This window comes from Buttiauxella sp. 3AFRM03, assembly GCF_003675305.1.
GTDB lineage: Bacteria > Pseudomonadota > Gammaproteobacteria > Enterobacterales > Enterobacteriaceae > Buttiauxella > Buttiauxella ferragutiae.
Window position 1 is genome coordinate 4,075,775 of record NZ_CP033076.1, and the last position, 21,940, is coordinate 4,097,714.

At 50.7% G+C, this 21,940-nt stretch carries 22 protein-coding genes and 5 tRNA genes; 19 read left to right on the forward strand and 8 right to left on the reverse strand.

Annotation, left to right across the window (positions count from 1 at the left end):
• Positions 1 to 125: 125 nt before the first annotated feature.
• The 7 genes from gutQ to D8682_RS20475 all read right to left on the reverse strand — a co-directional run bounded on the left by gutQ (position 126) and on the right by D8682_RS20475 (position 5,043).
• Positions 126 to 1,091 carry an arabinose-5-phosphate isomerase GutQ gene (gene gutQ, locus D8682_RS20445; RefSeq protein WP_121815021.1) on the reverse strand — a complete coding sequence of 322 codons (966 nt, stop codon included), beginning with the start codon at positions 1,089 to 1,091 and terminating at the stop codon, positions 126 to 128.
• Positions 1,084 to 1,857 (reverse strand): DNA-binding transcriptional repressor, encoded by a 774-nt coding sequence (locus D8682_RS20450; protein WP_064543934.1) that lies wholly within the window; start codon positions 1,855 to 1,857, stop codon positions 1,084 to 1,086. The genes gutQ and D8682_RS20450 overlap by 8 nt, the downstream gene beginning before the upstream one ends.
• 68 nt (positions 1,858 to 1,925) lie before the next feature.
• Positions 1,926 to 2,285, reverse strand: a complete 360-nt coding sequence (gutM, locus tag D8682_RS20455) for a transcriptional regulator GutM (RefSeq protein ID WP_121815022.1) — start codon at positions 2,283 to 2,285, stop codon at positions 1,926 to 1,928.
• Between the two features lie 63 nt (positions 2,286 to 2,348).
• Complete coding sequence (gene srlD, locus D8682_RS20460; protein ID WP_064543937.1) at positions 2,349 to 3,128, reverse strand: sorbitol-6-phosphate dehydrogenase; 780 nt, start codon at positions 3,126 to 3,128, stop codon at positions 2,349 to 2,351.
• A 20-nt stretch (positions 3,129 to 3,148) separates the two neighbouring features.
• Positions 3,149 to 3,511, reverse strand: a complete 363-nt coding sequence (gene srlB / locus D8682_RS20465) for a PTS glucitol/sorbitol transporter subunit IIA (RefSeq protein WP_064543939.1) — start codon at positions 3,509 to 3,511, stop codon at positions 3,149 to 3,151.
• An 8-nt stretch (positions 3,512 to 3,519) separates the two neighbouring features.
• Positions 3,520 to 4,485, reverse strand: a complete 966-nt coding sequence (locus D8682_RS20470) for a PTS glucitol/sorbitol transporter subunit IIB (protein WP_121815023.1) — start codon at positions 4,483 to 4,485, stop codon at positions 3,520 to 3,522.
• 9 nt (positions 4,486 to 4,494) lie between these two features.
• Positions 4,495 to 5,043, reverse strand: coding sequence for a PTS glucitol/sorbitol transporter subunit IIC (locus D8682_RS20475; RefSeq protein WP_064543944.1), 549 nt, complete (start codon positions 5,041 to 5,043; stop codon positions 4,495 to 4,497).
• 250 nt (positions 5,044 to 5,293) lie between these two features.
• On the opposite strand from D8682_RS20475, the gene mltB reads away from it, so the two are divergent.
• From mltB to D8682_RS20570, 19 genes are all read left to right on the forward strand, one after another.
• Complete coding sequence (mltB, locus tag D8682_RS20480; RefSeq protein ID WP_064544056.1) at positions 5,294 to 6,367, forward strand: lytic murein transglycosylase B; 1,074 nt, start codon at positions 5,294 to 5,296, stop codon at positions 6,365 to 6,367.
• 256 nt (positions 6,368 to 6,623) lie between these two features.
• Positions 6,624 to 7,319, forward strand: a complete 696-nt coding sequence (locus tag D8682_RS20485) for a metal ABC transporter ATP-binding protein (RefSeq protein ID WP_121815744.1) — start codon at positions 6,624 to 6,626, stop codon at positions 7,317 to 7,319.
• On the forward strand, positions 7,316 to 8,200 hold the full coding sequence (locus D8682_RS20490; protein ID WP_121815024.1) for a metal ABC transporter permease: 885 nt from the start codon (positions 7,316 to 7,318) through the stop codon (positions 8,198 to 8,200). The genes D8682_RS20485 and D8682_RS20490 overlap by 4 nt, the downstream gene beginning before the upstream one ends.
• Positions 8,197 to 9,075: a metal ABC transporter substrate-binding protein gene (locus D8682_RS20495; RefSeq protein WP_064543952.1), complete on the forward strand. Its 879-nt coding sequence runs from the start codon at positions 8,197 to 8,199 to the stop codon at positions 9,073 to 9,075. The genes D8682_RS20490 and D8682_RS20495 overlap by 4 nt, the downstream gene beginning before the upstream one ends.
• Before the next feature lie 128 nt (positions 9,076 to 9,203).
• Positions 9,204 to 9,713 (forward strand): nicotinamide-nucleotide amidase, encoded by a 510-nt coding sequence (gene pncC / locus D8682_RS20500; protein ID WP_064543954.1) that lies wholly within the window; start codon positions 9,204 to 9,206, stop codon positions 9,711 to 9,713.
• Between the two features lie 83 nt (positions 9,714 to 9,796).
• On the forward strand, positions 9,797 to 10,861 hold the full coding sequence (gene recA / locus D8682_RS20505) for a recombinase RecA (protein ID WP_064543956.1): 1,065 nt from the start codon (positions 9,797 to 9,799) through the stop codon (positions 10,859 to 10,861).
• A 77-nt stretch (positions 10,862 to 10,938) separates the two neighbouring features.
• On the forward strand, positions 10,939 to 11,445 hold the full coding sequence (locus tag D8682_RS20510) for a regulatory protein RecX (protein WP_064543958.1): 507 nt from the start codon (positions 10,939 to 10,941) through the stop codon (positions 11,443 to 11,445).
• Between the two features lie 160 nt (positions 11,446 to 11,605).
• Positions 11,606 to 14,233: an alanine--tRNA ligase gene (alaS, locus tag D8682_RS20515; protein ID WP_121815025.1), complete on the forward strand. Its 2,628-nt coding sequence runs from the start codon at positions 11,606 to 11,608 to the stop codon at positions 14,231 to 14,233.
• 250 nt (positions 14,234 to 14,483) lie between these two features.
• Positions 14,484 to 14,669 (forward strand): carbon storage regulator CsrA, encoded by a 186-nt coding sequence (csrA, locus tag D8682_RS20520; protein WP_013574027.1) that lies wholly within the window; start codon positions 14,484 to 14,486, stop codon positions 14,667 to 14,669.
• Positions 14,670 to 14,994: 325 nt separating this feature from the next.
• Positions 14,995 to 15,087: transfer RNA gene (locus tag D8682_RS20525), tRNA-Ser, on the forward strand.
• 4 nt (positions 15,088 to 15,091) lie between these two features.
• Positions 15,092 to 15,168, forward strand: a tRNA-Arg gene (locus D8682_RS20530).
• Between the two features lie 196 nt (positions 15,169 to 15,364).
• Positions 15,365 to 15,441 (forward strand) — tRNA-Arg (locus tag D8682_RS20535).
• Between the two features lie 61 nt (positions 15,442 to 15,502).
• A tRNA-Arg gene (locus D8682_RS20540) sits at positions 15,503 to 15,579 on the forward strand.
• A 58-nt stretch (positions 15,580 to 15,637) separates the two neighbouring features.
• Positions 15,638 to 15,714, forward strand: a tRNA-Arg gene (locus D8682_RS20545).
• Positions 15,715 to 16,010: 296 nt separating this feature from the next.
• The gene (gene yqaB, locus D8682_RS20550; RefSeq protein WP_064543962.1) at positions 16,011 to 16,577 is read left to right on the forward strand and encodes a fructose-1-phosphate/6-phosphogluconate phosphatase; all 567 of its coding nucleotides are present in this window, start codon (positions 16,011 to 16,013) and stop codon (positions 16,575 to 16,577) included.
• Positions 16,574 to 17,002, forward strand: a complete 429-nt coding sequence (locus tag D8682_RS20555) for a YqaA family protein (protein ID WP_064543964.1) — start codon at positions 16,574 to 16,576, stop codon at positions 17,000 to 17,002. The genes yqaB and D8682_RS20555 overlap by 4 nt, the downstream gene beginning before the upstream one ends.
• A 79-nt stretch (positions 17,003 to 17,081) precedes the next feature.
• On the forward strand, positions 17,082 to 18,638 hold the full coding sequence (gene gshA / locus D8682_RS20560) for a glutamate--cysteine ligase (RefSeq protein ID WP_064543966.1): 1,557 nt from the start codon (positions 17,082 to 17,084) through the stop codon (positions 18,636 to 18,638).
• 154 nt (positions 18,639 to 18,792) lie between these two features.
• Entirely contained in the window at positions 18,793 to 19,308 is a 516-nt protein-coding gene (gene luxS / locus D8682_RS20565; RefSeq protein WP_064543968.1) for an S-ribosylhomocysteine lyase, read from the forward strand.
• Positions 19,309 to 19,395: 87 nt separating this feature from the next.
• The gene (locus tag D8682_RS20570) at positions 19,396 to 20,151 is read left to right on the forward strand and encodes a helix-turn-helix transcriptional regulator (protein ID WP_121815026.1); all 756 of its coding nucleotides are present in this window, start codon (positions 19,396 to 19,398) and stop codon (positions 20,149 to 20,151) included.
• Here D8682_RS20570 and leuA read toward each other — a convergent pair.
• On the reverse strand, positions 20,148 to 21,818 hold the full coding sequence (gene leuA / locus D8682_RS20575; RefSeq protein ID WP_064543972.1) for a 2-isopropylmalate synthase: 1,671 nt from the start codon (positions 21,816 to 21,818) through the stop codon (positions 20,148 to 20,150). The two genes, D8682_RS20570 and leuA, sit on opposite strands and share 4 nt — an antisense overlap.
• Positions 21,819 to 21,940 lie beyond the last annotated feature (122 nt).

The window sequence follows — 21,940 nt, forward strand, 5'->3', positions numbered from 1 at the left end:
CGATAAAATGAAGAAACGATCCTGAGTGTCATATCCAGGATCGAGGATGGGGCAAAGCGTATCACAATGGGGGTGGGGGTTAACATCTTATCGAAAAGGTTACGAGGCGGATCGAAAACTCGTATTTATAAAATCCCAGCCTGGTGGAAATCGTGCAGGTTAATCGCGCCGACCAGTTGACCGTTTTCATCGACTACGGGGGCCGCGCTAATGCGTTTTTTCATGAGCATTTCTTTAGCTTCAGTTGCACGTGTTTCAGTCTGTAGTACGGAGCAGTGAGTGGTCATTGCATCGCAAATGACAGCTTCAAGTTGACCGCCTTCCACCAGCCAACGGCGTAGATCGCCATCGGTGAATACCCCCACAACCTGTTGATGTGTGTTGGTCACGCATACCAGGCCAAGACCGGTGCGGCTCAGTTCGAGTAAGGCGTCCATGACCGTTGCGATGTCAGCGATGACCGGGAGCTGTTTTCCAGTGCGCATCAAGTGATGCACCCGGTTTAACAAGCGTGCCCCTAAAGCCCCCGCAGGGTGAGAGCGGGCGAAATCTTCTTCATTAAAACCGCGCTCCTGCATGACCGCCATGGCAAGTGCATCACCCATCATTAGTGTGTTAACCGCGCTTGACGTTGGGGCGAGGCGCATAGGGCAGGCTTCGCGTTCAACGGAGATGTCGAGTATTGCAAGTGCAGCTTTGGCGAGTGGAGAGTCTGATTTACCTGTTATAGCAATTAAGGTGACAGCTTTTTCCTGGAGGCGCGGGATGATTAAGTCCAGTTCTTTGGCGGTGCCAGAATAGGAGATGAACAGCATGATATCGCGGCTCTCGATCATCCCTAAATCGCCATGAAGAGCTTCAGCAGGATGAACGAAGAAAGCGGGAGTACCGGTGCTGGCAAGCGTGGCGGCTATTTTTTTACCAATATGCCCGGATTTACCCATACCTGAGACAATCACTTTACCTTCGCAGGCAAGCACCGCACGAGCTGCGTTAACAAATTGTTCGCCCAGTCTGTCAGATAAACGGCTGGCTTCGTACAGTTCTAACTCCAGTGTTTCTCGCGCGATGAGTATCATTCGTTCAGTCATGTTTTTCCTCTGTGATAATCACGTTGATTCCCTTTTCCTGCAAAGCCGTCAAAAACTCCTCGCTGATGCCGCTGTCGGTAATAATGGTGTGGACACTGTCCAGCCCACAAACAATGTTCGGGCTTTTGCGACCAAATTTTGATGAGTCAGCCATTAAAATCACCTGACGCGCTGCGTTGCACATCGCTTTACTGACGGTGTAAACCTCATTAAATGTGGTAACACCGGCATTCAGATCGATGCCATCGGTGCCCATAAAAAGTTTATCGAAGCTGAATTGTTCAAAAGCGGTTTCGGCCAGTTGGCCATGGAAAGAGGCTGATTTTTTGCGGAAGGTGCCGCCAGGCATCAGGATAGTTTGCTCGTTATCCAGTTCTGAAAGCGCATTAACAATATGCAGGCTGTTGGTCATGACGGTGATGTTATTAAAGCGCTGTAATAACGGAACCATTTGCAGCACCGTGCTACCGGCATCAAGAATAATCGAATCACCATCATGGATGAATGTTACTGCCACATCCGCGATTTGTTGTTTTTTATGAGTGTTGATTAAGGTCTTGTGGTCAATGGGGGGATCCGGTTCGTCCTTGTTCAGTACTACGCCGCCATAGGTACGGATAACCGTGCCTGCGTTTTCCAGCAGAACTAGATCTTTACGGATCGTGGTACCGGTGGTGGCAAAATATTGAGCGAGATCGTCAACAGAACTTTTCCCTTGTTTTTGCAGATACTCCAGGATTGCGGCCTGCCGATGGCGTGGTTTCATAAGCTCTTATTACCTTGCGCTAAATTTTAGTTTGATAATTTCGCAAGCAATAAGCGTTCGAAACGAAATTATCCATGTTTCATTTTAATCGCTAATGATAGAGCATTCTGACAGTTTTGATCATGGGGGAAGATCACATCAGGTTGCAATTCCTTTCGATTTATCCCATGTAGTTGTGACAACGGTAAGGGTCTGGCAAAAATAGTGATGCCTTTCATCATCAAACTGTCACAGATGTTTTGTTGTTCATCGAATGCCAGTGCAATGACCACCCGAGGCTTAAAACGCTCGCCAGAACGCCCGATACCTACGGCTCCTTTCTGGCATAACTGGTCGAATGCACGATTGAAATGGCGTATTTGCCAGCCACCCAAAACCAGTTGGCTCAGCCAGGCGATTACAGCGATTGCGATGAGTGCGTTAATCATAGATTTCTCTCGTTAGGGAGGTGAATAGCGCGTTTGCAGTCATACGGCTATCCACCCGTGGGTTTAAAACATCACCTGCCCGCCGGTAATGTTGATTGATTGCCCGGTGCAGTACGATGCTTTATCACTGGCATAAAACAGCAGCGTATTCAGCACATCCTGATAGTCGCAGCCACGCTTGAGCGGGACTTTGTCGATGTAATATTGCTCGACTTCATCCGCCGCAATGCCCAGTTTCTCGGCATATTGCGGGAGTAATGATTGAAACATTGGCGATTTCAACAGGTTGCCCAGCATCAAGGCATGCACGGTAATGCCGTACTCTGCTAAATCCAGTGCCAGTGATTGTGTCAGCCCTACGCCGCCGAACTTTGCCGCGCTGTAGCCGGAATTATGTTTGCTGCCCACTTTCCCGGATTTAGAGTTAATTTGGATGATGCGGCCATGTACGCCGTCGCGGATCATCAAGGCTGAAAACGCTTTGGCGCACAGAAAATATCCCACCAGATTGACCTGCAACGAACGGTCAAAATCGCCCAACGCGAAATCACCAATAAATGCCGCTTTGGCAATTCCGGCGCTATAGACCAGCAAATTCACCTGGCCGAAAATCTCGTCTACTCCGTTGGCGAGCGCGGTTACGCTCTGTTCGCTGGTGGCATCAGCGCCAAATCCCCAGGCCATGCCAGCACCGTACTGGTCGTTAATTTCCTGGGCGACGCGGGCCGCTTTTTCGCTTTGGATATCTACCACGGCAATTTTATAACCTTCCTTCGCAAGCCCATGGGCGAGAAACGCTCCGAGGGTTTGTCCTCCCCCAATGACAACGGCAACTTGGTTCATGCTCTACTCCTTTAATGTGCTTAGACTAAAAACTTCAACTGGCAGCCCGTTTCAATGTTGTGAGGTAGTGGCCCGTTAACATGGACGGTACCCGGGTATTCCGCCTGCGCTTCACCGTCGAAACGCAGGGTGATATGCCCCAGTTCCTGTAAATTTTGTTGAGCGACGTCGCCAACTGCGGTGACATCGTAATGCTGCCCGTTCAGTTCAAAACCGATACCGGGTTCAAGCGTGCCGCTCAATGCGCCGTGGCAGTGAATAAAACAGAAGTCCTGAATATCTGCTGGCGCGCCTTCGCTAAAAGTGATCAGCATGTTGTCATCCAGCGCTTCGCGGGCGGACTGGCCGATGTACGTGATAGTCGTTTGATAAATAGTTCGCATAATCCACCTTATTGATAGATAAAGCCGGACACGAGCCAGGCGATGAGCACGGTTGGCGCGCCCGTTAAAAAGCGGCCGACTAATACCGATGGCACGCCGACGCGCACCGTGTCTTGTCGGGCTTCAGCCAGAGAGAGGCCCACCGGGATGAAGTCACAGGCTGCTTGCGCATTGATGGCAAACAGCGCGGGGAGCGCCAGATGTGGTGGAATGTGACCGAGGCCAATTTGTACGCCAATCAGCACCCCGATAACCTGTGCGATAACCGCCCCAGGGCCGAGGAAAGGTGAGAGCAGCGGGAATGAACAAATCAGCGCCAGGGTTATCAGTCCGACGGGATTGTTGGCCAGCGGAGCCAGGCCGTGAGCAATCCAGTCGCCTAATCCTGAAGCCATGATGATGCCGATAAGCGCCGAGACAAACGCCATAAACGGCAGGATGGTTTTTAACACGGTATCGATGGTGTCGCGCCCGGCCTGAAACAGCACCGCTACGGCAGAGCCCATGCCCATGCCGACTTTTGCCAGCAATCCATCGCTTTGTTCCGTTATTTTCTTACTGGTGTCGTACTCACGAACCGGCGTTTTCGCGACGGACTGCGTTTCATCTGCTTGCCAGCTAATGTTTTCTTCGCGCACACCGGAAACGTAAATATCTTCAACGATGTACTGCGCCATTGGCCCGGACTTGCCGGTGGCATGGATATTAATGGTCGGGATGCGGCGTTTCGGGTACAACCCGCAGCGTAATGTTCCGCCACAGTCGATCACCGCCACAGCGATTTCTGCTTCCGGCGGCTCGCCTTCTTTAAAGCCGTCTACTGCTTCCCAGCCCGTCATTTCACTGAGTTTGTCGATAATCGCCGGGCGAGTCCCTGCGGTGATGTAGACGATTTTTTTTCCGGGTTCGACCGGCAGAATCAGCGGGCCGCCCCAGCCGCCCTGGCCTTTCTCAATACGAATAAGTTGCGTCATGATTTTTCCTTAAAGTCGCACCTGGCGTTCCAGTTCGATACCCATTTTCTTCTCGAAGATCGAGGTCGTGAGGTCGGTTATCCAGCCACGGAAGAAGTTAGTGATCAGACCGACAAGCAGGTAACTCACCGCGAGTGGACCCAGCGGCAAACCAAGTGTGGTCAGCCCGCTGGCGATCCCGAGGTACACAAATAGCTCGCCAGGATTGATGTGAGGGAAAAGGCCATTCATTGAGTGGCAACTGTATGAAGCGGCGGCGTAATAGCTCGGTTTGTATTTCTCCGGCATAAAGCGCCCCAGGCTTAGCGTCATCGGGTTGCAGAACACAAACGTACCGATGCAAGGCAGTAACAGGTAGCGGGAAACCGGGTTTCCGGCGCAGCGCTGCGCCATTCGTTCGATGCGATGCTGGCCGATGAAATTAATTAACGCGTTCATTATCACCAGCAGGCTTATTAGCAGCGGAAGAATACCGGTCACCATGCCGGTAAAAACTTCTCCCCCTTTTTGAAACAGGCCAATAAACCATTCAGCTCCATGGGTAATCATGTCGATCATTGTTATCTCCTGAAGGGTAAATGCTCACTCTGCGGTCAGTGGCAGCTCATAATAATCACTTTGAAACCTTCATGTATGTTATTTAGATCTCATTGTGAAACATAAATCTGTTAATTTGAAAGGTAATTTAATTTTAAATGGAAAATTTAATGGTGAACTGAAAGGAGTTAGAAAGGGGGATCCCTGATTATTGATTTTGATTTACCATAAGGAATACACATTCGTCGTCAGTCATATGGATATCCCTCACATGCGTTACTCCGTCGCGTTACTTCCACTTATCGTTTTGCTTGCTGCCTGTAGCAGTAAACCAAAAACTGAAACTTCGCCTCAGCAAGCTGGCGCGCCTTCAGGGGGGTTCTTGCTGCAACCGCAGCATGATGTGTTTATGCAGACGGGGGATTTTGCCAACAATCCTGAAGCCGAAAAATTCATCAATAAAATGGTGAGTGAGCATGGCTTTGACCGCCAGCAATTGCATGAAGTGTTATCTCAGGCCAAACGGCTGGATTACGTGCTGCGTTTAATGGACCAGCAGGCACCTACTACTGCACCACCTCCGGGCCCAAATGGGGCGTGGTTGCGTTATCGCGGCAAATTTATCACCCCAGATAACGTGCAAAATGGCGTGGCTTTCTGGAATCAATACGATAGTGCGCTGAAACGCGCTTTCCAGGTTTACGGCGTGCCACCAGAAATTATTGTTGGGATTATCGGCGTGGAAACTCGCTGGGGCCGCGTGATGGGTAAAACACGCATCATCGATGCGCTGGCGACCTTATCCTTTGCTTATCCACGCCGTGCGCAATACTTCTCTGGCGAACTGGAAACCTTCCTGTTGATGGCGCGTAACGAAGGTGATGATCCGCTGGCACTGAAAGGTTCATTTGCCGGGGCGATGGGTTACGGCCAGTTTATGCCTTCGTCGTTCAAAGAGTACGCGGTTGATTTCAACGGCGACGGTCATGTGAATTTGTGGGATCCCGAAGATGCGATTGGCAGCGTGGCAAACTATTTCAAAGGCCACGGTTGGGTGAAAGGGGATTTGGTGGCGGTGCCAGCTAACGGCCAGGTACCGGGGTTAGCCAACGGCTTTAAGACCAAGTATTCCGTTTCCGCGCTGGCGCAATCCGGTCTGAGCCCAACGGCTTCTCTGGGTAACCACCAGGAAGCCAGTTTACTGCGCCTGGATATGGGCGATCGTTACCAGTACTGGTACGGTCTGCCAAACTTCTACACCATCACCCGTTACAACCACAGCACGCATTACGCAATGGCGGTATGGCAGTTAGGCCTGGCTGTTGCGCAGGCTCGCGTTCAGTAATCTTTACCCCGCCTTGTTCTGAGGCGGGGTTCTTTCTCCAGCACTTCCCATGAAGGTTTTTCCCGATCGTCGATCAGGAATTTACATCGTCATCAATTTATTTTATGTTATGTTATAACAAATCAAATTGAAGGCTTTTTCCCGCAATGAATCCTTTACGGACACTTTTCACCGTGGCGGCATCAGCCCGGTTTTGTGCAGTCTTAATGCTGCTCGCCGGTTTATGGCTGGCTATTCGCTGGGCGATTGCACTGCCATGATCTCGTTGAATCAAGTGGTATTGGGTTATCAGGGAAGGGCGGTGACACCTGCACTTACCGGCCATATTGTGCAAGGCAGCATGACCGCCATTATTGGTGCCAACGGCACCGGGAAATCGACCCTCCTTAAAACATTATTGAAGTTACAGGCACCGGTATCGGGGCAACTGCAGTTTACCGATGGGTGTGCTCCGCGCATTGCGTGGTTGCCGCAACTGGCTGAAATGGAAAGACAGTTTCCTGTCACGGTTTACGATGTGGTGTGTATGGGGGCGTGGCCTGCCCGCAGCCTGTTTTCCGCATTGAAGCGTCAACACCGCCTGCGGATAGCCGATGCCATCGAACGAGTTGGCTTGAGCGCTTACCGCCATCAGCCTATCGAAATGCTTTCTGGCGGCCAGTTTCAGAGAATGCTGTTTGCTCGCTTACTGGTGCAAAATGCGCCGCTGGTGCTGCTCGATGAGCCTTTTACCGGGGTCGATTCGCAAACCAGCGATTTCCTGATGTCGTTAATCTGCCAAATGAATCAGGCGGGCCAAACGGTACTGGCTGTGCTGCATGATAACCAACGTGTTAGCCAGCATTTCCCACAGGTTTTATTGCTTACACAAGATCATTTCCATTGGGGGGACGCTGCTGAAGTGTTACCTCGTTATTCGCAAGTCAGTAATAATCTGGCGTTATCCGCATGATTTATCATTTCTTCTTGGAACCGTTTATTGATTACGGTTTTATGCGCCGCGCGCTCGTTGCGTGCCTGGCTTTATCACTGAGCACCGCTCCGTTGGGGATTTTCTTGCTGCTAAGGCGTATGAGCCTGGTGGGGGATGCACTTTCTCATGCCATCCTGCCGGGCGTTGCGGTGGGCTATTTGCTGGCAGGTATGTCGCTGGTTGCCATGGGGATTGGCGGCTTTGTTGCGGGGGTGCTGGTGGCATTAATTTCCGGCCTGGTGAGCTCACGAACCCAACTTAAAGAGGATGCTAGTTTTGCAGGTTTTTACCTCGGCTCGCTGGCGTTAGGCGTCACACTCATTTCGCTTCGCGGCTCCAGTGTTGACCTGCTGCACCTTTTATTTGGCTCAATACTGGCCGTCGATAATCAGGCAACAATCTTCGTTGGCGTGATTGCCAGCGTAACGTTACTTATCCTGGCGGGTTTATATCGCGGGCTGGTGATGGAAACCTTTGACCGCAGCTTCTTGCAGGTCAATAACCGCCAGGCACCTCATCTTATTCATGGTGTTTTTCTTGCGCTGCTGGTGCTTAACCTGGTCGCCGGATTTCAAATCCTCGGCACGCTGATGTCCGTCGGGCTAATGATGCTGCCAGCGGTTTCGGCGCGCTGCTGGGCGAAAACGCTACCTGGGGCGATGTTTATTGCGGTGGTCTGCGGTTTGTTATCGGCATGGATTGGGCTGGCATGGTCTTTTGCCGCCGCACTGCCTGCTGGACCGGCGATTGTTCTGACGGCAAGCGTTGGCTTCTTTATCTCAATACTTTTCGGTTCGCGCAGCGGACTGGCTCGGAGCCTTTGTAGAGGCTGGATAACAACAAGCAAGGGGATTAAATGAAACGTTTTGGGATGATGATGTCATTGGTGCTGGCTTGTTCCAGCCAGGCGGCGCTGGCGAAAAACCTCAATGTGGTCGCCAGTTTCACGGTGCTGGCTGATATGGCGAAACAAGTCGGCGGTGAACATGTCACGGTAAAAAGCCTGGTCGGGCCAAACGGTGATCCGCATAGTTTTGAACCCTCGCCGCAAGACAGCGTCGCGCTAAGCAAAGCTGACGTGGTTATTGTCAGCGGGCTGGGAATGGAAGGGTGGATGGACCGTCTGGTGAGCGCATCAGGTTATAAAGGCAAAGTCATTGTTGCTTCTGAAGGTATTTCCAGCCGCAGCATGGTCGAAGACGGTAAACAAATTACTGACCCGCATGCCTGGAACAGTGCTGAGAATGGCGCGGTCTACGCACAGAATATTATGAAGGCGCTGATGGCGGCAGACCCACAAGATGCGGCGGCAATCAATGAAAGCGGCAGCGAGTACGTTACGCGCCTGAAACTGCTGGATAGCTGGGCCAAAACACGCTTTGAATCGATTCCTAAATCGCACCGTAAAGTGCTGACCAGCCATGATGCCTTTGGCTATTTTGGCGCAGAGTATGGGGTGGCTTTCCTCGCGCCTGTTGGCTTCTCGACTGAAGCTGAAGCGAATGCCAGTGATGTCGCTGGGCTAATCAAACAGCTCAAAAACCAGCACATCAAAACATACTTCATTGAGAACCAGACTGACCCCCGTCTGGTAAAACAAATTGCTGCCGCGAGTGGTGCACAACCGGGCGGTGAACTTTATCCTGAAGCATTGTCTGATGCCGACGGTCCAGCCAGCACTTATGAGATGGCTTTTAAGCATAATGTGGAAGCCATCGCTAACAGTATGAAATGATTTATCCGGCCAGCATTCGCTGGCCGTTCTTTTCTCTGGAAGTGCCTCGCGTTATTGAATGTAATCCTCTGAAAGCGCGGTTAAGTGCTATCGTGTGACCCTGCGATATGTCTACAATCGGAGCCAATATGACAGAGAAAACATTGCGCCAATTAAGCCACCAGTTGGGCGAAGCGCTTGGGCAGCTTGGTGCCACCATCACGACGGCGGAATCTTGCACCGGTGGCTGGATTGCCAAGGTGATTACTGATGTTTCAGGCAGTTCCGCCTGGTTTGAACGTGGCTTTGTTACCTACAGTAACGAAGCTAAACATCAAATGATTGGTGTGGATAGCGGGACGCTGGAAACCCACGGCGCAGTCAGTGAAGCCGTGGTGCGTGAAATGGCTCAGGGGGCGTTATATGCCGCCGCTGCGGACTACGCGATTGCTGTCAGTGGTATCGCCGGACCAAATGGTGGCAGCGAGGAAAAACCTGTCGGCACCGTGTGGTTTGGCTTCAGCTCAAAGCTTGAAGGCACTGTCGCTCGCCATCAGCTTTTTGAAGGTGACCGTGATGCCGTTCGCCGCCAGGCCACGGAATATGCAGTGCAAACCCTGTGGGAAGAATTTCTCAAAAATAAGCTTGATACTGTATGACCATACAGTATAATTGGCACAACAAAACAGCATAGTAAGCAGCGTGGCGCACTTGTGTATCACCCTGCATGACAGGAGTAAAAATGGCTATCGACGAAAACAAACAGAAGGCGTTAGCGGCAGCACTTGGCCAAATTGAAAAACAATTTGGTAAAGGCTCCATCATGCGTCTGGGTGAAGACCGTACCATGGATGTGGAAACGATCTCTACCGGTTCACTTTCACTGGATATTGCTCTGGGAGCCGGTGGCTTACCAATGGGGCGTATCGTTGAAATCTACGGACCAGAATCTTCTGGTAAAACGACGCTGACTTTGCAAGTTATCGCCGCCGCTCAACGTGAAGGTAAAACGTGTGCGTTTATCGATGCCGAGCACGCTCTGGACCCGATTTACGCTAAGAAACTGGGCGTTGATATCGACAACCTGCTGTGTTCCCAGCCTGATACCGGCGAACAAGCTCTGGAAATCTGTGACGCATTAGCACGTTCCGGCGCTGTTGACGTCCTCGTGGTTGACTCCGTTGCTGCTCTGACACCGAAAGCTGAAATTGAAGGCGAAATCGGTGACTCTCATATGGGCCTTGCGGCACGTATGATGAGCCAGGCAATGCGTAAACTGGCGGGTAACCTTAAGCAGTCCAACACATTGCTTATCTTCATCAACCAGATCCGTATGAAAATTGGTGTGATGTTCGGTAACCCGGAAACCACAACCGGTGGTAACGCCCTGAAGTTCTACGCATCTGTCCGTCTGGATATCCGCCGTATTGGCGCGGTAAAAGATGGCGATAACGTAGTGGGTAGTGAAACCCGCGTTAAAGTGGTCAAAAACAAAATTGCTGCACCATTTAAGCAAGCTGAATTCCAGATCATGTACGGCGAAGGCATTAACTTCTACGGCGAACTGGTTGATTTAGGCGTGAAGCACAAGCTGATTGAAAAAGCAGGTGCCTGGTACAGCTACAACGGTGAGAAGATTGGCCAGGGTAAATCAAACTCCAGTAATTTCCTGAAAGAAAACAAGCCAATGGCTGTTGAAATCGAGAAGAAACTGCGTGATATGCTGCTGAATAATCAAGATGGCACACCAGACTTTGTTGTTGATGACCATGACAAAGACGTTGCTGAAACCAAAGAAGACTTCTAAATACTAGTAAGGGCTGCCACGGCAGCCCTTGTCTTTATCTGCTTTACTGCACTTTTCTTCTATACAGGTTATCCGTCATGCCTGAACCTATTACTCCTTCTACTCGCCGCAGCGCCTGGTCCCGCTTATTAGACAAAGCCACTCGTATCCTGGCGATGCGCGATCACAGCGAACAAGAACTCCGCCGTAAACTTGCTGCACAACCCACGTTTCCCGGAAAACCAAGAGCGGAAGAAGACCCGTTTACTCCTGAAGATATCGAAAAAGTTATTGCCTGGTGTTATGAACACCGCTGGCTGGACGATGCTCAGTTCGCTTCGCGTTTTATCGCAAGCCGCAGCCGCAAAGGTTATGGCCCGCAACGTATCCGTCAGGAATTGCAGGGTAAAGGTATCGCGCGTGAACTGAGCGAAGCCGCCATGGAAAATTGCGAAATAGACTGGCAAGAGATGGCGCGAGACATTGCCGAGCGAAAATTTGGTGAGCAACTTCCTACGGAATGGAAAGAGCGGGCCAAAGTGCAGCGCTATCTTCAGTATCGTGGTTTCTTTATGGAAGACATCCAGGCCGTTTATTCAAGATAAATACCGAAATTTTGCAGATTAGGCATACACGGGATTTTACTTCCCTCATCAGAAAACTTATCTTATTCCCACTTTTTCCAGGTAAACAGGTCAAGGCCAAAGTATCAAAATTGGCTATGTCAGGTTTGCAACTCCTCGTTAGCTTGATTTCAGGATAATTATGAGCAAGAGCACCGCTGAGATCCGTCAGGCGTTTCTCGATTTTTTCCATAGTAAAGGCCACCAGGTTGTAGCGAGCAGCTCCCTGGTTCCGAATAACGACCCTACTTTGCTGTTTACCAATGCCGGGATGAACCAGTTCAAGGATGTATTCCTTGGTCTCGACAAACGTAACTATTCCCGTGCCACAACGTCGCAACGTTGTGTCCGCGCTGGTGGTAAACACAATGACCTGGAGAACGTCGGTTACACCGCTCGTCACCACACTTTCTTTGAAATGCTGGGTAACTTCAGCTTTGGTGACTACTTCAAAAATGATGCCATCAACTTCGCCTGGGAATTATTGACCGGCGAACAGTGGTTTAACCTGCCAAAAGATCGTCTGTGGGTCACGGTTTACGAGACTGACGACGAAGCGTTTGAAATCTGGGAAAAAGAAGTTGGCGTTCCGCGCGAACGTATTATTCGCATTGGCGATAACAAAGGTGCAGCTTACGCATCTGACAACTTCTGGCAGATGGGTGACACCGGCCCATGCGGCCCATGCACCGAAATCTTCTTTGACCACGGCGACCACATTTGGGGCGGCCCTCCGGGTAGCGCTGAAGAAGATGGCGACCGTTATATCGAAATCTGGAACCTTGTGTTCATGCAGTTCAACCGTCAGCAAGATGGCACTATGTTGCCATTGCCGAAGCCGTCTGTTGATACGGGGATGGGGCTGGAGCGTATTGCCGCTGTTCTTCAGCACGTTAACTCCAACTACGAAATTGATTTGTTCAGCCAGCTGATTAAGTCTGTTGCCGAAGTTACTGGTGCAACCGATCTGAACAGCAAATCACTGCGTGTTATCGCTGACCATATTCGTTCTTGTGCGTTCCTGGTTGCTGATGGTGTTACGCCATCCAATGAAGGCCGTGGCTATGTGCTGCGCCGTATCGTTCGTCGTGCAATCCGCCACGGCAACATGCTGGGCGCTAAAGAAACCTTCTTCTACAAACTGGTTGGCCCATTGGTTGAAGTGATGGGGGCAGCGGGTGAAGAGCTGCAACGTCAGCAAGCATTGGTTGAACAAGTTCTGAAAACCGAAGAAGAGCAGTTTGCCCGTACCCTGGAACGTGGCTTAACGCTGTTGGATGAAGAACTGGCGAAACTGAAGGGCGATACGCTGGATGGTGAAACCGCTTTCCGTCTGTACGACACCTATGGCTTCCCGGTTGACCTGACTGCGGATGTTTGCCGCGAACGTAATCTGAAAGTTGACGAAGCTGGTTTTGAAGCGGCGATGGAAGAACAACGCCGTCGCGCACGTGAGTCCAGCGGTTTTGGCGCTGACTATAACAGCATGATCCGCGTAGATTCTGCCACTGCTTTCAAAGGTTATGATCACACGGATTTAACCGCGAAAGTCACTGCGTTGTTTGTTGACGGTAAAGCCGTTGAACAAGTGACTGCGGGCCAGGAAGCGGTTGTGGTGCTCAACGAAACACCATTCTATGCAGAGTCTGGTGGCCAGGTTGGTGATAAAGGCACAATTAAAGGTAACGGTGTGGACTTTGCCGTTAACGATACGCAGAAGTATGGCCAGGCTATCGGTCATCTTGGCAAATTAGTCTCTGGTGTGGTGAAAGTGGGCGACAGTGTAAAAGCTGAAGTTGATGAAGTGCGTCGTTCACGCATTCGTCTGAACCACTCTGCAACTCACTTGTTGCATGCTGCATTGCGCCAGGTACTTGGCACGCATGTCGCGCAAAAAGGTTCTCTGGTTAACGATAAAGGCCTGCGTTTCGACTTCTCCCATTTCGAAGCAATGAAACCGGCTGAAGTTCGCGCAGTAGAAGATATCGTTAACGGACAAATTCGTCGCAACCTGCCAATCGAAACTAACGTCATGGATCTGGAAGCTGCTAAGGCTAAAGGTGCAATGGCGTTGTTTGGTGAGAAGTATGATGACCACGTGCGTGTGCTGAGCATGGGTGATTTCTCGACCGAACTGTGTGGCGGTATTCACGCCAGCCGCACTGGCGATATTGGTTTGTTCCGTATCGTGGCTGAGTCTGGTACTGCTGCGGGTGTGCGCCGTATTGAAGCTGTTACTGGCGAAGGTGCGCTGGCTAATCTGCATGCACAAAGCGAACAGCTCAATGATATTGCTCAGTTGCTCAAAGGCGATAGCCAGAATCTGAACGAGAAAGTGCGTTCGGTACTGGAGCGTACCCGCCAGCTTGAAAAAGAACTACAGCAATTGAAAGAACAGCAGGCAGTGCAGGAGAGTGCAAACCTTTCCAGCAAAGCCGTCGATGTAAAAGGCGTGAAACTCCTCGTGAGTGAACTTGCCAACGTTGAACCGAAGATGCTGCGTACTATGGTTGATGATCTGAAAAATCAGCTTGGTTCGGCAATTATCGTTCTGGCGACGGTATCAGAAGGTAAGGTTTCTCTGATTACTGGTGTCTCTAAAGATGTCACTGACCGTGTGAAGGCGGGAGAACTGATTGGAGTTATCGCTCAGCAAGTTGGTGGCAAAGGGGGCGGTCGTCCAGATATGGCTCAGGCTGGTGGCACAGATGCAGCCGCATTGCCGGGTGCTCTGGCCGGTGTTGAAGCTTGGGTCTCGGCTAAGCTCTAAGTAAAAAAATAAAGTGCAGACAGACGCTATAACTCATTTAGGTTATAGCGTCTTCTTAAATTTGCACATACTCAATAATGATAAAGTCAGGTTAAAGTTGCGTATATCGGCTAGACTTATTCATAACAGAATGTAATGTCGTGGTGAGTGACACTTTATGTGTTTGTCACTACTTACTTTTTGTCGTATATGATGGAGAACGCCGGGATACAGAGAGACCCGACTCTTTTAATCTTTCAAGGAGCAAAGAATGCTGATTCTAACTCGTCGAGTTGGTGAGACCCTCATGATTGGGGATGAGGTGACCGTGACAGTACTTGGGGTAAAAGGTAACCAGGTTCGTATTGGTGTTAACGCCCCGAAGGAAGTTTCTGTACACCGCGAAGAGATCTACCAACGTATCCAGGCTGAAAAATCGCAACAAACGAGTTACTAAAGTTACTGCGTCTCGCTATCTGCTAGCGAGACGCTTCATTTAGAGCACTATTTTCTTCGCTTTATCTCGCAATCCCTCCTGTTTCTTCTGTCATGCCCACAATTTCTTACTTATCCCGAATGCTTTCGTACCTCTATAAACCCCATCTTGTTAGTTGATAAAACACTCTTTTTGCCGTGAATTCACCCTAATTGTGCGCGAAGTGTGCAATTGAAACTGAGTTGGGAAAAATTGTTTGACTTATAAGTGCGGGAAAGTAATATGTGCGCCACGCAGTGCCGATGAGCAGAAACAAGTTCAACGGTACACCTCGAAAGAGGCGTGTGGTGAGGTGGCCGAGAGGCTGAAGGCGCTCCCCTGCTAAGGGAGTATGCGGTCAAAAGCTGCATCCGGGGTTCGAATCCCCGCCTCACCGCCATTTTGCACCCATAGCTCAGCTGGATAGAGTACTCGGCTACGAACCGAGCGGTCGGAAGTTCGAATCTTCCTGGGTGCACCATTCTTCCTACTACCATTTTGCACCGGTAGTGTTGCAAAGAAAGTTAATTTCTTAGCGAACAACAGGGAGGAAAACGTTGCTAAAGCAACGGCCCGTAAGGGCAAGCACCGCGAGTAACGCTCCGGATGCACCATCTTGTTGATGTTGTTTAGAACAACAAACAGCATTAAGTCAGCAGTAAAAGAAGTAATCCTGTGCACCCATAGCTCAGCTGGATAGAGTACTCGGCTACGAACCGAGCGGTCGGAAGTTCGAATCTTCCTGGGTGCACCATCTTCTTCGATGTTACGGCAAGTTAAGTAACATTGAATCAGTAGTAAAGCAGTAACCCGATGCACCCATAGCTCAGCTGGATAGAGTACTCGGCTACGAACCGAGCGGTCGGAAGTTCGAATCTTCCTGGGTGCACCATCTTTCTCTGATTATCTTAACGATATTCACGAGAAGCGCAGTAAAGCATCACCCTGATGCACCCATAGCTCAGCTGGATAGAGTACTCGGCTACGAACCGAGCGGTCGGAAGTTCGAATCTTCCTGGGTGCACCATATTCCCCCCAAATACCAGCAATGGTACCGCTTCAGAGAAATTCGATTTCTCAGCAAGCACAAGGGAAGATAACGTTGCTTCAGCAACGGCCCGAAGGGCGAGCCTTCGGCGAGTAATCTTCCTGGGTGCACCATATTCCCCCCAAGTTTTACCTTCTGAATTTCAAAAACAAACTCCCAGTAACACCACACAAACCCATTAGTCACCTTCTGTACTATCTCAATTACAAATAAGCGACAATATTATTGGTTTACGCTAAAGTAACGCCTCAATATTGAGTGATGTGAGGGATGAGATGTACGAACGTTACGACGGCCTGATTTTCGATATGGACGGAACCATCCTCGATACCGAACCAACACATCGTAAGGCGTGGCGTGAGACGCTAGCGGGCTATGGCATGCAGTTTGATGAGCAAGCTATGGTTGCGTTGAATGGCTCCCCAACCTGGCGTATCGCGCAGGCGATTATCGAACTCAATCGTGCAGATCTTGATCCTCATCGTCTGGCGCAGGAAAAGACGCAGGCCGTAAGGGCTATGCTTCTTGATACTGTGCGCCCGCTTCCTCTCATTGATGTCGTTAAATCCTGGCATGGGCGTCGTCCTATGGCTGTCGGTACCGGTAGTGAAAGCGATATTGCCGAAGCGCTGCTTAATCATTTGGGTTTACGTCAGTATTTCTCCGCTGTTGTCGCGGCAGATCACGTTAAAAACCATAAACCTGCTCCCGACACTTTTTTACTGTGCGCCAAATTAATGGGTGTTGCTGCGCATAAATGTGTGGTGTTTGAAGATGCAGATTTTGGCCTGGAAGCAGCACGTGCCGCTGGTATGGATGGCGTGGATGTCCGTTTGCTGTGAGTGAAACACTGTCATTTGTTTCACTGTTTACCAGCAGTTTTCTTAGCGCAACATTGTTACCAGGAAGCTCAGAAGCTGTTCTGGTGGCGTTATTAGTTGCAGGTTCTGGGCCAACCTGGTTACTCATTTTAATAGCAACAATGGGTAATAGCCTTGGCGGCTTAACTAACGTTATTCTTGGACGTTTTTTCCCGTTGCGGGAACAATCGCGCTGGCAAGGAAAGGCAACTGCCTGGTTGGTGCGTTTTGGTCCGGCAACGTTATTACTCAGCTGGATGCCTTTAATTGGCGATCTACTGTGCCTGTTGGCTGGCTTATTACGAATGAGCTGGGGACCGGTAATCTTTTTCTTATGCCTTGGTAAAGCGCTTCGCTATCTCGTTGTCGCGGCTGCAACGGTACAAGGCATGGCGTGGTGGCACTAATTGGGTGATCTGATAATTATCATCACCATTTAAAACAATTATGCTTAATAAAAATGAATTCTACAGGCGGGAGGTCAATTTGATCCCGAACGTATCACAGGCGCTGGCCTGGCTGGAACAGCATCCTCAGGCAGTAAAAGGTCTTCGTCGTGGTCTTGAGCGTGAAACGCTGCGCGTCACGCCAGATGGTCAGTTGGCAACAACCGGCCACCCGGAAAGTCTAGGTTCAGCGTTTACCCATAAATGGATCACCACCGATTTCGCGGAAGCGCTGCTGGAGTTTATCACTCCGGTTGATGGTGACATCGACCATATGCTGACCTTCATGCGTGATATTCATCGCCATGTCGCCCGTCATTTGGGTGAGGAACGCATGTGGCCTCTGAGCATGCCGTGCTATATCGACGACGGTCAGAATATCGAACTGGCGCAGTATGGTTCATCCAACAACGGGCGTTTTAAAACGCTCTACCGTGAAGGATTGAAAAACCGTTACGGTGCGTTGATGCAGACTATCTCCGGCGTTCACTACAACTTTTCGTTGCCGTTTGAATTTTGGCAGGCGCGGTTGGGCGTAGAAGATGCCCAGAGCGGCAAAGAAGCGATTTCCGCCGGATACTTCCGCCTGATTCGCAACTACTACCGTTTCGGTTGGGTGATCCCGTATTTATTCGGTGCATCGCCGGCGATTTGCTCGTCTTTCCTGCAAGGGAAAGAAAGCTCGCTGCCATTTGAAAAAACCGAGTGTGGCATGAATTACCTGCCATACGCGACGTCACTGCGTTTGAGCGACCTCGGTTACACCAACAAATCTCAGAGCAATCTTGGCATTACGTTTAACGATCTGGAAACTTACGTCGCCGGATTAAAACGTGCCATTAAAACGCCTTCGGAAGAGTACGCGAAGATGGGAGTTGAGAAGGACGGTAAACGCCTTCAAATCAACACCAACGTGCTGCAAATCGAAAATGAACTCTACGCACCGATTCGCCCTAAACGTGTCACAGCGGAGGGTGAGTCGCCTTCTGACGCTCTGATGCGCGGTGGGATTGAATATATCGAAGTGCGTTCACTGGATATTAACCCGTTCTCTCCGATCGGGGTTGATGAGCAGCAAGTTCGCTTCCTCGACCTGTTTATGATTTGGTGTGTGCTGGCTGACGCGCCTGAAATGAGCAGTGATGAATTGCTTTGCACCCGTAAAAACTGGAATCGCGTGATTCTGGAAGGGCGCAAACCAGGCCTGACGTTGGGTATGGGTTGTGAAACCGCACAGCATCCGTTGCCTAAAGTGGGCAAAGACCTGTTTGCTGATTTACGGCGTGTCGCGGAAACGCTGGATGGTATCGCTGGCAATACGGAATACCAGGACGTGTGTGACCAACTGGTCGCCTGTTTCGATAATCCTGAATTAACGTACTCAGCACGAATTCTGCGGTCTATGATTGATAATGGCATTGGCGGAACTGGGCTGGCATTGGCTGAGCAATATCGTCAGATGCTGATCCAGGAGCCGCTAGAGATTTTGACCGAAGATGTATTGCAGAAGGAGCATGACGCTTCGTGGCAACGTCAGCGGGAAATTGAAGCTAAAGATACCGAACCGTTCGACGTGTGGCTCGCAAAACACGCGTAGTACAAAAGAAAAAGGCCACAATCAATGTGGCCAAAATATACATCTCTGAATCAGGGATGATGATAATAAATGCGCGTCTTTCATATACTCAGAGTCGTCCAGGAAAGAATGGTTCATTTTATTTTTAAATTAAATCACTATCGGAGGTGATCAGATGCCGTTGTTGGATAGCTTCACAGTCGACCATACCCGCATGGGCGCGCCAGCAGTGCGTGTGGCCAAAACAATGCACACGCCTCATGGCGATACAATCACTGTATTTGATCTGCGTTTCTGCATCCCGAACAAGGAAGTGATGCCAGAAAAAGGGATTCATACACTTGAACACCTGTTTGCAGGATTTATGCGTGATCACCTGAATGGGAACGGCGTAGAGATCATCGATATTTCACCTATGGGTTGCCGCACAGGTTTCTACATGAGCCTGATTGGTGTGCCAGAAGAGTCTCGAGTTGCTGACGCATGGAAAGCGGCAATGGAAGATGTTCTGAAAGTGAAAGAGCAAAACCAGATCCCAGAGCTGAATGTTTATCAGTGTGGGACTTACCACATGCACTCGTTGCAAGAAGCACAGGACATCGCGCGCCATATTCTTGAGCATGGTGTGAGTGTGAACAGCAACGAAGAGTTGGCTCTGCCAAAAGAGAAACTTAAAGAGCTGCACATCTAGTCAGAAGCCTCATAAAAAGGAGCTCATCGGCTCCTTTTTATATTCCTGCGCTATGCTACCTTTATCTTTTCGCTCATAAATAACGCTATGTCTACCACTCTCCAGTTCAACTTCGCGATGCGTCCGCTGGTTCCCTTTGCTCATGATTATCCACATGGCGCGACGGAGCCCTGGCATAGCCATGACTGCGCACAACTGCTGCATACTTTAAGTGGCGTGGTGCGGATAGAAACGGAACAAGGGTATTGGGTTGTGCCGCCCAGTCGTGGTGTATGGCTCCCGGCGGGAACACGTCATCGGCTTCAGGTCACAGGACAAGTCGCGGCCAGAACGTTGTTTATCGATCCTTTTGCTCGCGCGGATTTACCCTCGGTCTGTCAGGTTGTGCAGGTTTCTAATTTACTGCGTGAGTTGATCATAAGCTCGCTGGATCTACCAGGACGGTACGAAGCCGGGAGCAGGGAGGAGAGAATCTACGAGCTGATCCTCGATGAAATCCGCGTGATGACAGTGATGCCTTTTAATCTGCCGGAACCGCAGGCACCCACGATTCAGGCGCTATGCCGTCAGGTTCAGGCTGAACCAGGTAAATCATGGACCACCACAGTGGCTGCCGCCCAGCTCAACATGAGTGAACGAACCTTACTGCGCCATTTTCGCGAGCAAACTGGTATGGCGTTCAGCGAATGGGTACGACGCGCACGGCTAATGGAAGCACTAAATCGCCTGGCTCAAGGGCAATCGGTTCTGCGGGTGGCGCTGGATCTTGGCTATGAAAGCCACAGTGCATTCAGCGCCATGTTCCGACGGACTCTGGGCGTATCCCCAAGTGAATACTTCTAGTTCGAAGATTTTATCGGCAAGGCGTTAAGCAAAGCCTGTAGCGAAGCCCGCGCAACATCATTGTCGATACCGACTCCCCAGCAACTTTCACCATTGGCAAAAGTACAGCGTATATAGGCAGCTGATCGGCTCTCGCTATGTCTTCCAAGTGTATGCTCATGGTAGTCCTCGATAGAAAAAGCGACCTTGAACTGCGATTTTAGAGCATCAGCGGTGGCAGAAAGTAGCCCGTTACCTTTGCCCTGCAACGTCAATATTCCTTCTGGTGTCTGGACGCGCGCCTGCAGTGAAAGACCTCCTTCTGTCTGACTTTCACTGCGGTATTCCAGTAGTTGCCGATCAGCGAGTTGATGCGGCCCGTACAACTTGCGGAACAACTGCCAGAGGGCGTTAAGAGTCATTTCGTTACCGTCCCGGTCGGTCTGTTCCTGAACGTGGCGGCTGAAGTCCTGTTGCAACCCACGTGGTAATACCAGCCCGTGGTTTTGTTCCAGTATCCACGCCGCGCCGCTTTTACCAGACTGGCTGTTAACGCGGATCACCGCCTCGTAACTACAGCCAATATCGTTCGGGTCTACAGGAAGATACGGCATCTCCCAAAGCGGAGAAGAGGATTGCTGCCGGGCCGTGAAACCCTTTTTGATAGCATCCTGATGCGAGCCTGAAAAGGCTGTAAATGCCAACTTTCCGGCATAGGGATGGCGAGGGTGCACCGGTAACTGATTGCATTGCTCCACCTCTTCGACAACATGCTTTATGTCGCTGAAATCGAGCTGCGGTGAGACCCCCTGGCTGTATAGATTCATAGCCATGGTTACCAGACAGACGTTACCGGTGCGTTCGCCGTTGCCGAACAAACAGCCCTCTACACGGTCAGCTCCCGCAAGTATCGCCAGTTCAGCACTGGCCACACCGCTTCCCCGGTCATTGTGAGGATGGACGCTGATACACACCGCGTTACGCCGCGAGAAATGGCGACAGAAGTACTCAATTTGGTCGGCATAGACGTTCGGGGTATTCACTTCGACGGTTGCAGGTAAGTTGATAATCATCGGCCTTTCGCAGCAGGGCTCCCAAACATCCGCCACCGCCTCGCAGATTTGCAGCGCGAAATCAGATTCGGTGAAGCAGAAGGTTTCCGGGGAGTATTCATAACTCCACTGTGTTTGCGGGTTTGCCTCGCACAATGCCCGAATCTGGCGCGTCGCACTGACGGCCAATTGGATGATCTCCTCTTTGCTCTGACGGAATACCAGGCGGCGGAAAAGTGGGGCAGTGGCGTTATAGAGATGCAGTGTCGCGCGACTGGCACCCTCAAGAGCGGCAAAAGTGCGTTCAATCAAATCGGTACGTGCCTGGGTCAGCACCTGGATTGTGACGTCGTGCGGTATCCGCCGTTCTTCAATTAGCTGGCGAACAAACTGGAAGTCCGTTTCTGATGCTGACGGAAAAGCCACTTCAATTTCCTTAAAACCGCATTGGAGCAACAGTTCCCAGAAGCGCAGTTTGCGCAGGCCGTCCATGGGGTCAGCCAGCGCCTGATTACCGTCGCGCAGGTCGGTGGAAAGCCAGCGTGGGGCATGCGTGAGCTGTTTGTTTGGCCATTGGCGGTCAGGTAGGTGAATCGGGGGATGGGGCTGATATTTTTGCGATGGGTCGTACAGCATGTCGGTTTTCCTCGGCGTGGGTCAGTCTTTATCCTGACGACTTTAGGCTGGGCTTACTGGCGCAAAACTGACAACCTGTGCTGCAAAACCGCCAGACGACAGACAGAGAAAAGGGGCCAATT

Excerpts from the sequence above, each read along its gene's own strand:
- gutQ (WP_121815021.1), bottom strand. The coding sequence starts at position 1,091 with ATGACTGAACGAATGATACTCATCGCGCGAGAAACACTGGAGTTAGAA.
- D8682_RS20450 (WP_064543934.1), bottom strand. The coding sequence starts at position 1,857 with ATGAAACCACGCCATCGGCAGGCCGCAATCCTGGAGTATCTGCAAAAA.
- gutM (WP_121815022.1), bottom strand. The coding sequence starts at position 2,285 with ATGATTAACGCACTCATCGCAATCGCTGTAATCGCCTGGCTGAGCCAA.
- srlD (WP_064543937.1), bottom strand. The coding sequence starts at position 3,128 with ATGAACCAAGTTGCCGTTGTCATTGGGGGAGGACAAACCCTCGGAGCG.
- srlB (WP_064543939.1), bottom strand. The coding sequence starts at position 3,511 with ATGCGAACTATTTATCAAACGACTATCACGTACATCGGCCAGTCCGCC.
- D8682_RS20470 (WP_121815023.1), bottom strand. The coding sequence starts at position 4,485 with ATGACGCAACTTATTCGTATTGAGAAAGGCCAGGGCGGCTGGGGCGGC.
- D8682_RS20475 (WP_064543944.1), bottom strand. The coding sequence starts at position 5,043 with ATGATCGACATGATTACCCATGGAGCTGAATGGTTTATTGGCCTGTTT.
- mltB (WP_064544056.1), top strand. The coding sequence starts at position 5,294 with ATGCGTTACTCCGTCGCGTTACTTCCACTTATCGTTTTGCTTGCTGCC.
- D8682_RS20485 (WP_121815744.1), top strand. The coding sequence starts at position 6,624 with ATGATCTCGTTGAATCAAGTGGTATTGGGTTATCAGGGAAGGGCGGTG.
- D8682_RS20490 (WP_121815024.1), top strand. The coding sequence starts at position 7,316 with ATGATTTATCATTTCTTCTTGGAACCGTTTATTGATTACGGTTTTATG.
- D8682_RS20495 (WP_064543952.1), top strand. The coding sequence starts at position 8,197 with ATGAAACGTTTTGGGATGATGATGTCATTGGTGCTGGCTTGTTCCAGC.
- pncC (WP_064543954.1), top strand. The coding sequence starts at position 9,204 with ATGACAGAGAAAACATTGCGCCAATTAAGCCACCAGTTGGGCGAAGCG.
- recA (WP_064543956.1), top strand. The coding sequence starts at position 9,797 with ATGGCTATCGACGAAAACAAACAGAAGGCGTTAGCGGCAGCACTTGGC.
- D8682_RS20510 (WP_064543958.1), top strand. The coding sequence starts at position 10,939 with ATGCCTGAACCTATTACTCCTTCTACTCGCCGCAGCGCCTGGTCCCGC.
- alaS (WP_121815025.1), top strand. The coding sequence starts at position 11,606 with ATGAGCAAGAGCACCGCTGAGATCCGTCAGGCGTTTCTCGATTTTTTC.
- csrA (WP_013574027.1), top strand. The coding sequence starts at position 14,484 with ATGCTGATTCTAACTCGTCGAGTTGGTGAGACCCTCATGATTGGGGAT.
- yqaB (WP_064543962.1), top strand. The coding sequence starts at position 16,011 with ATGTACGAACGTTACGACGGCCTGATTTTCGATATGGACGGAACCATC.
- luxS (WP_064543968.1), top strand. The coding sequence starts at position 18,793 with ATGCCGTTGTTGGATAGCTTCACAGTCGACCATACCCGCATGGGCGCG.
- D8682_RS20570 (WP_121815026.1), top strand. The coding sequence starts at position 19,396 with ATGTCTACCACTCTCCAGTTCAACTTCGCGATGCGTCCGCTGGTTCCC.
- leuA (WP_064543972.1), bottom strand. The coding sequence starts at position 21,818 with ATGCTGTACGACCCATCGCAAAAATATCAGCCCCATCCCCCGATTCAC.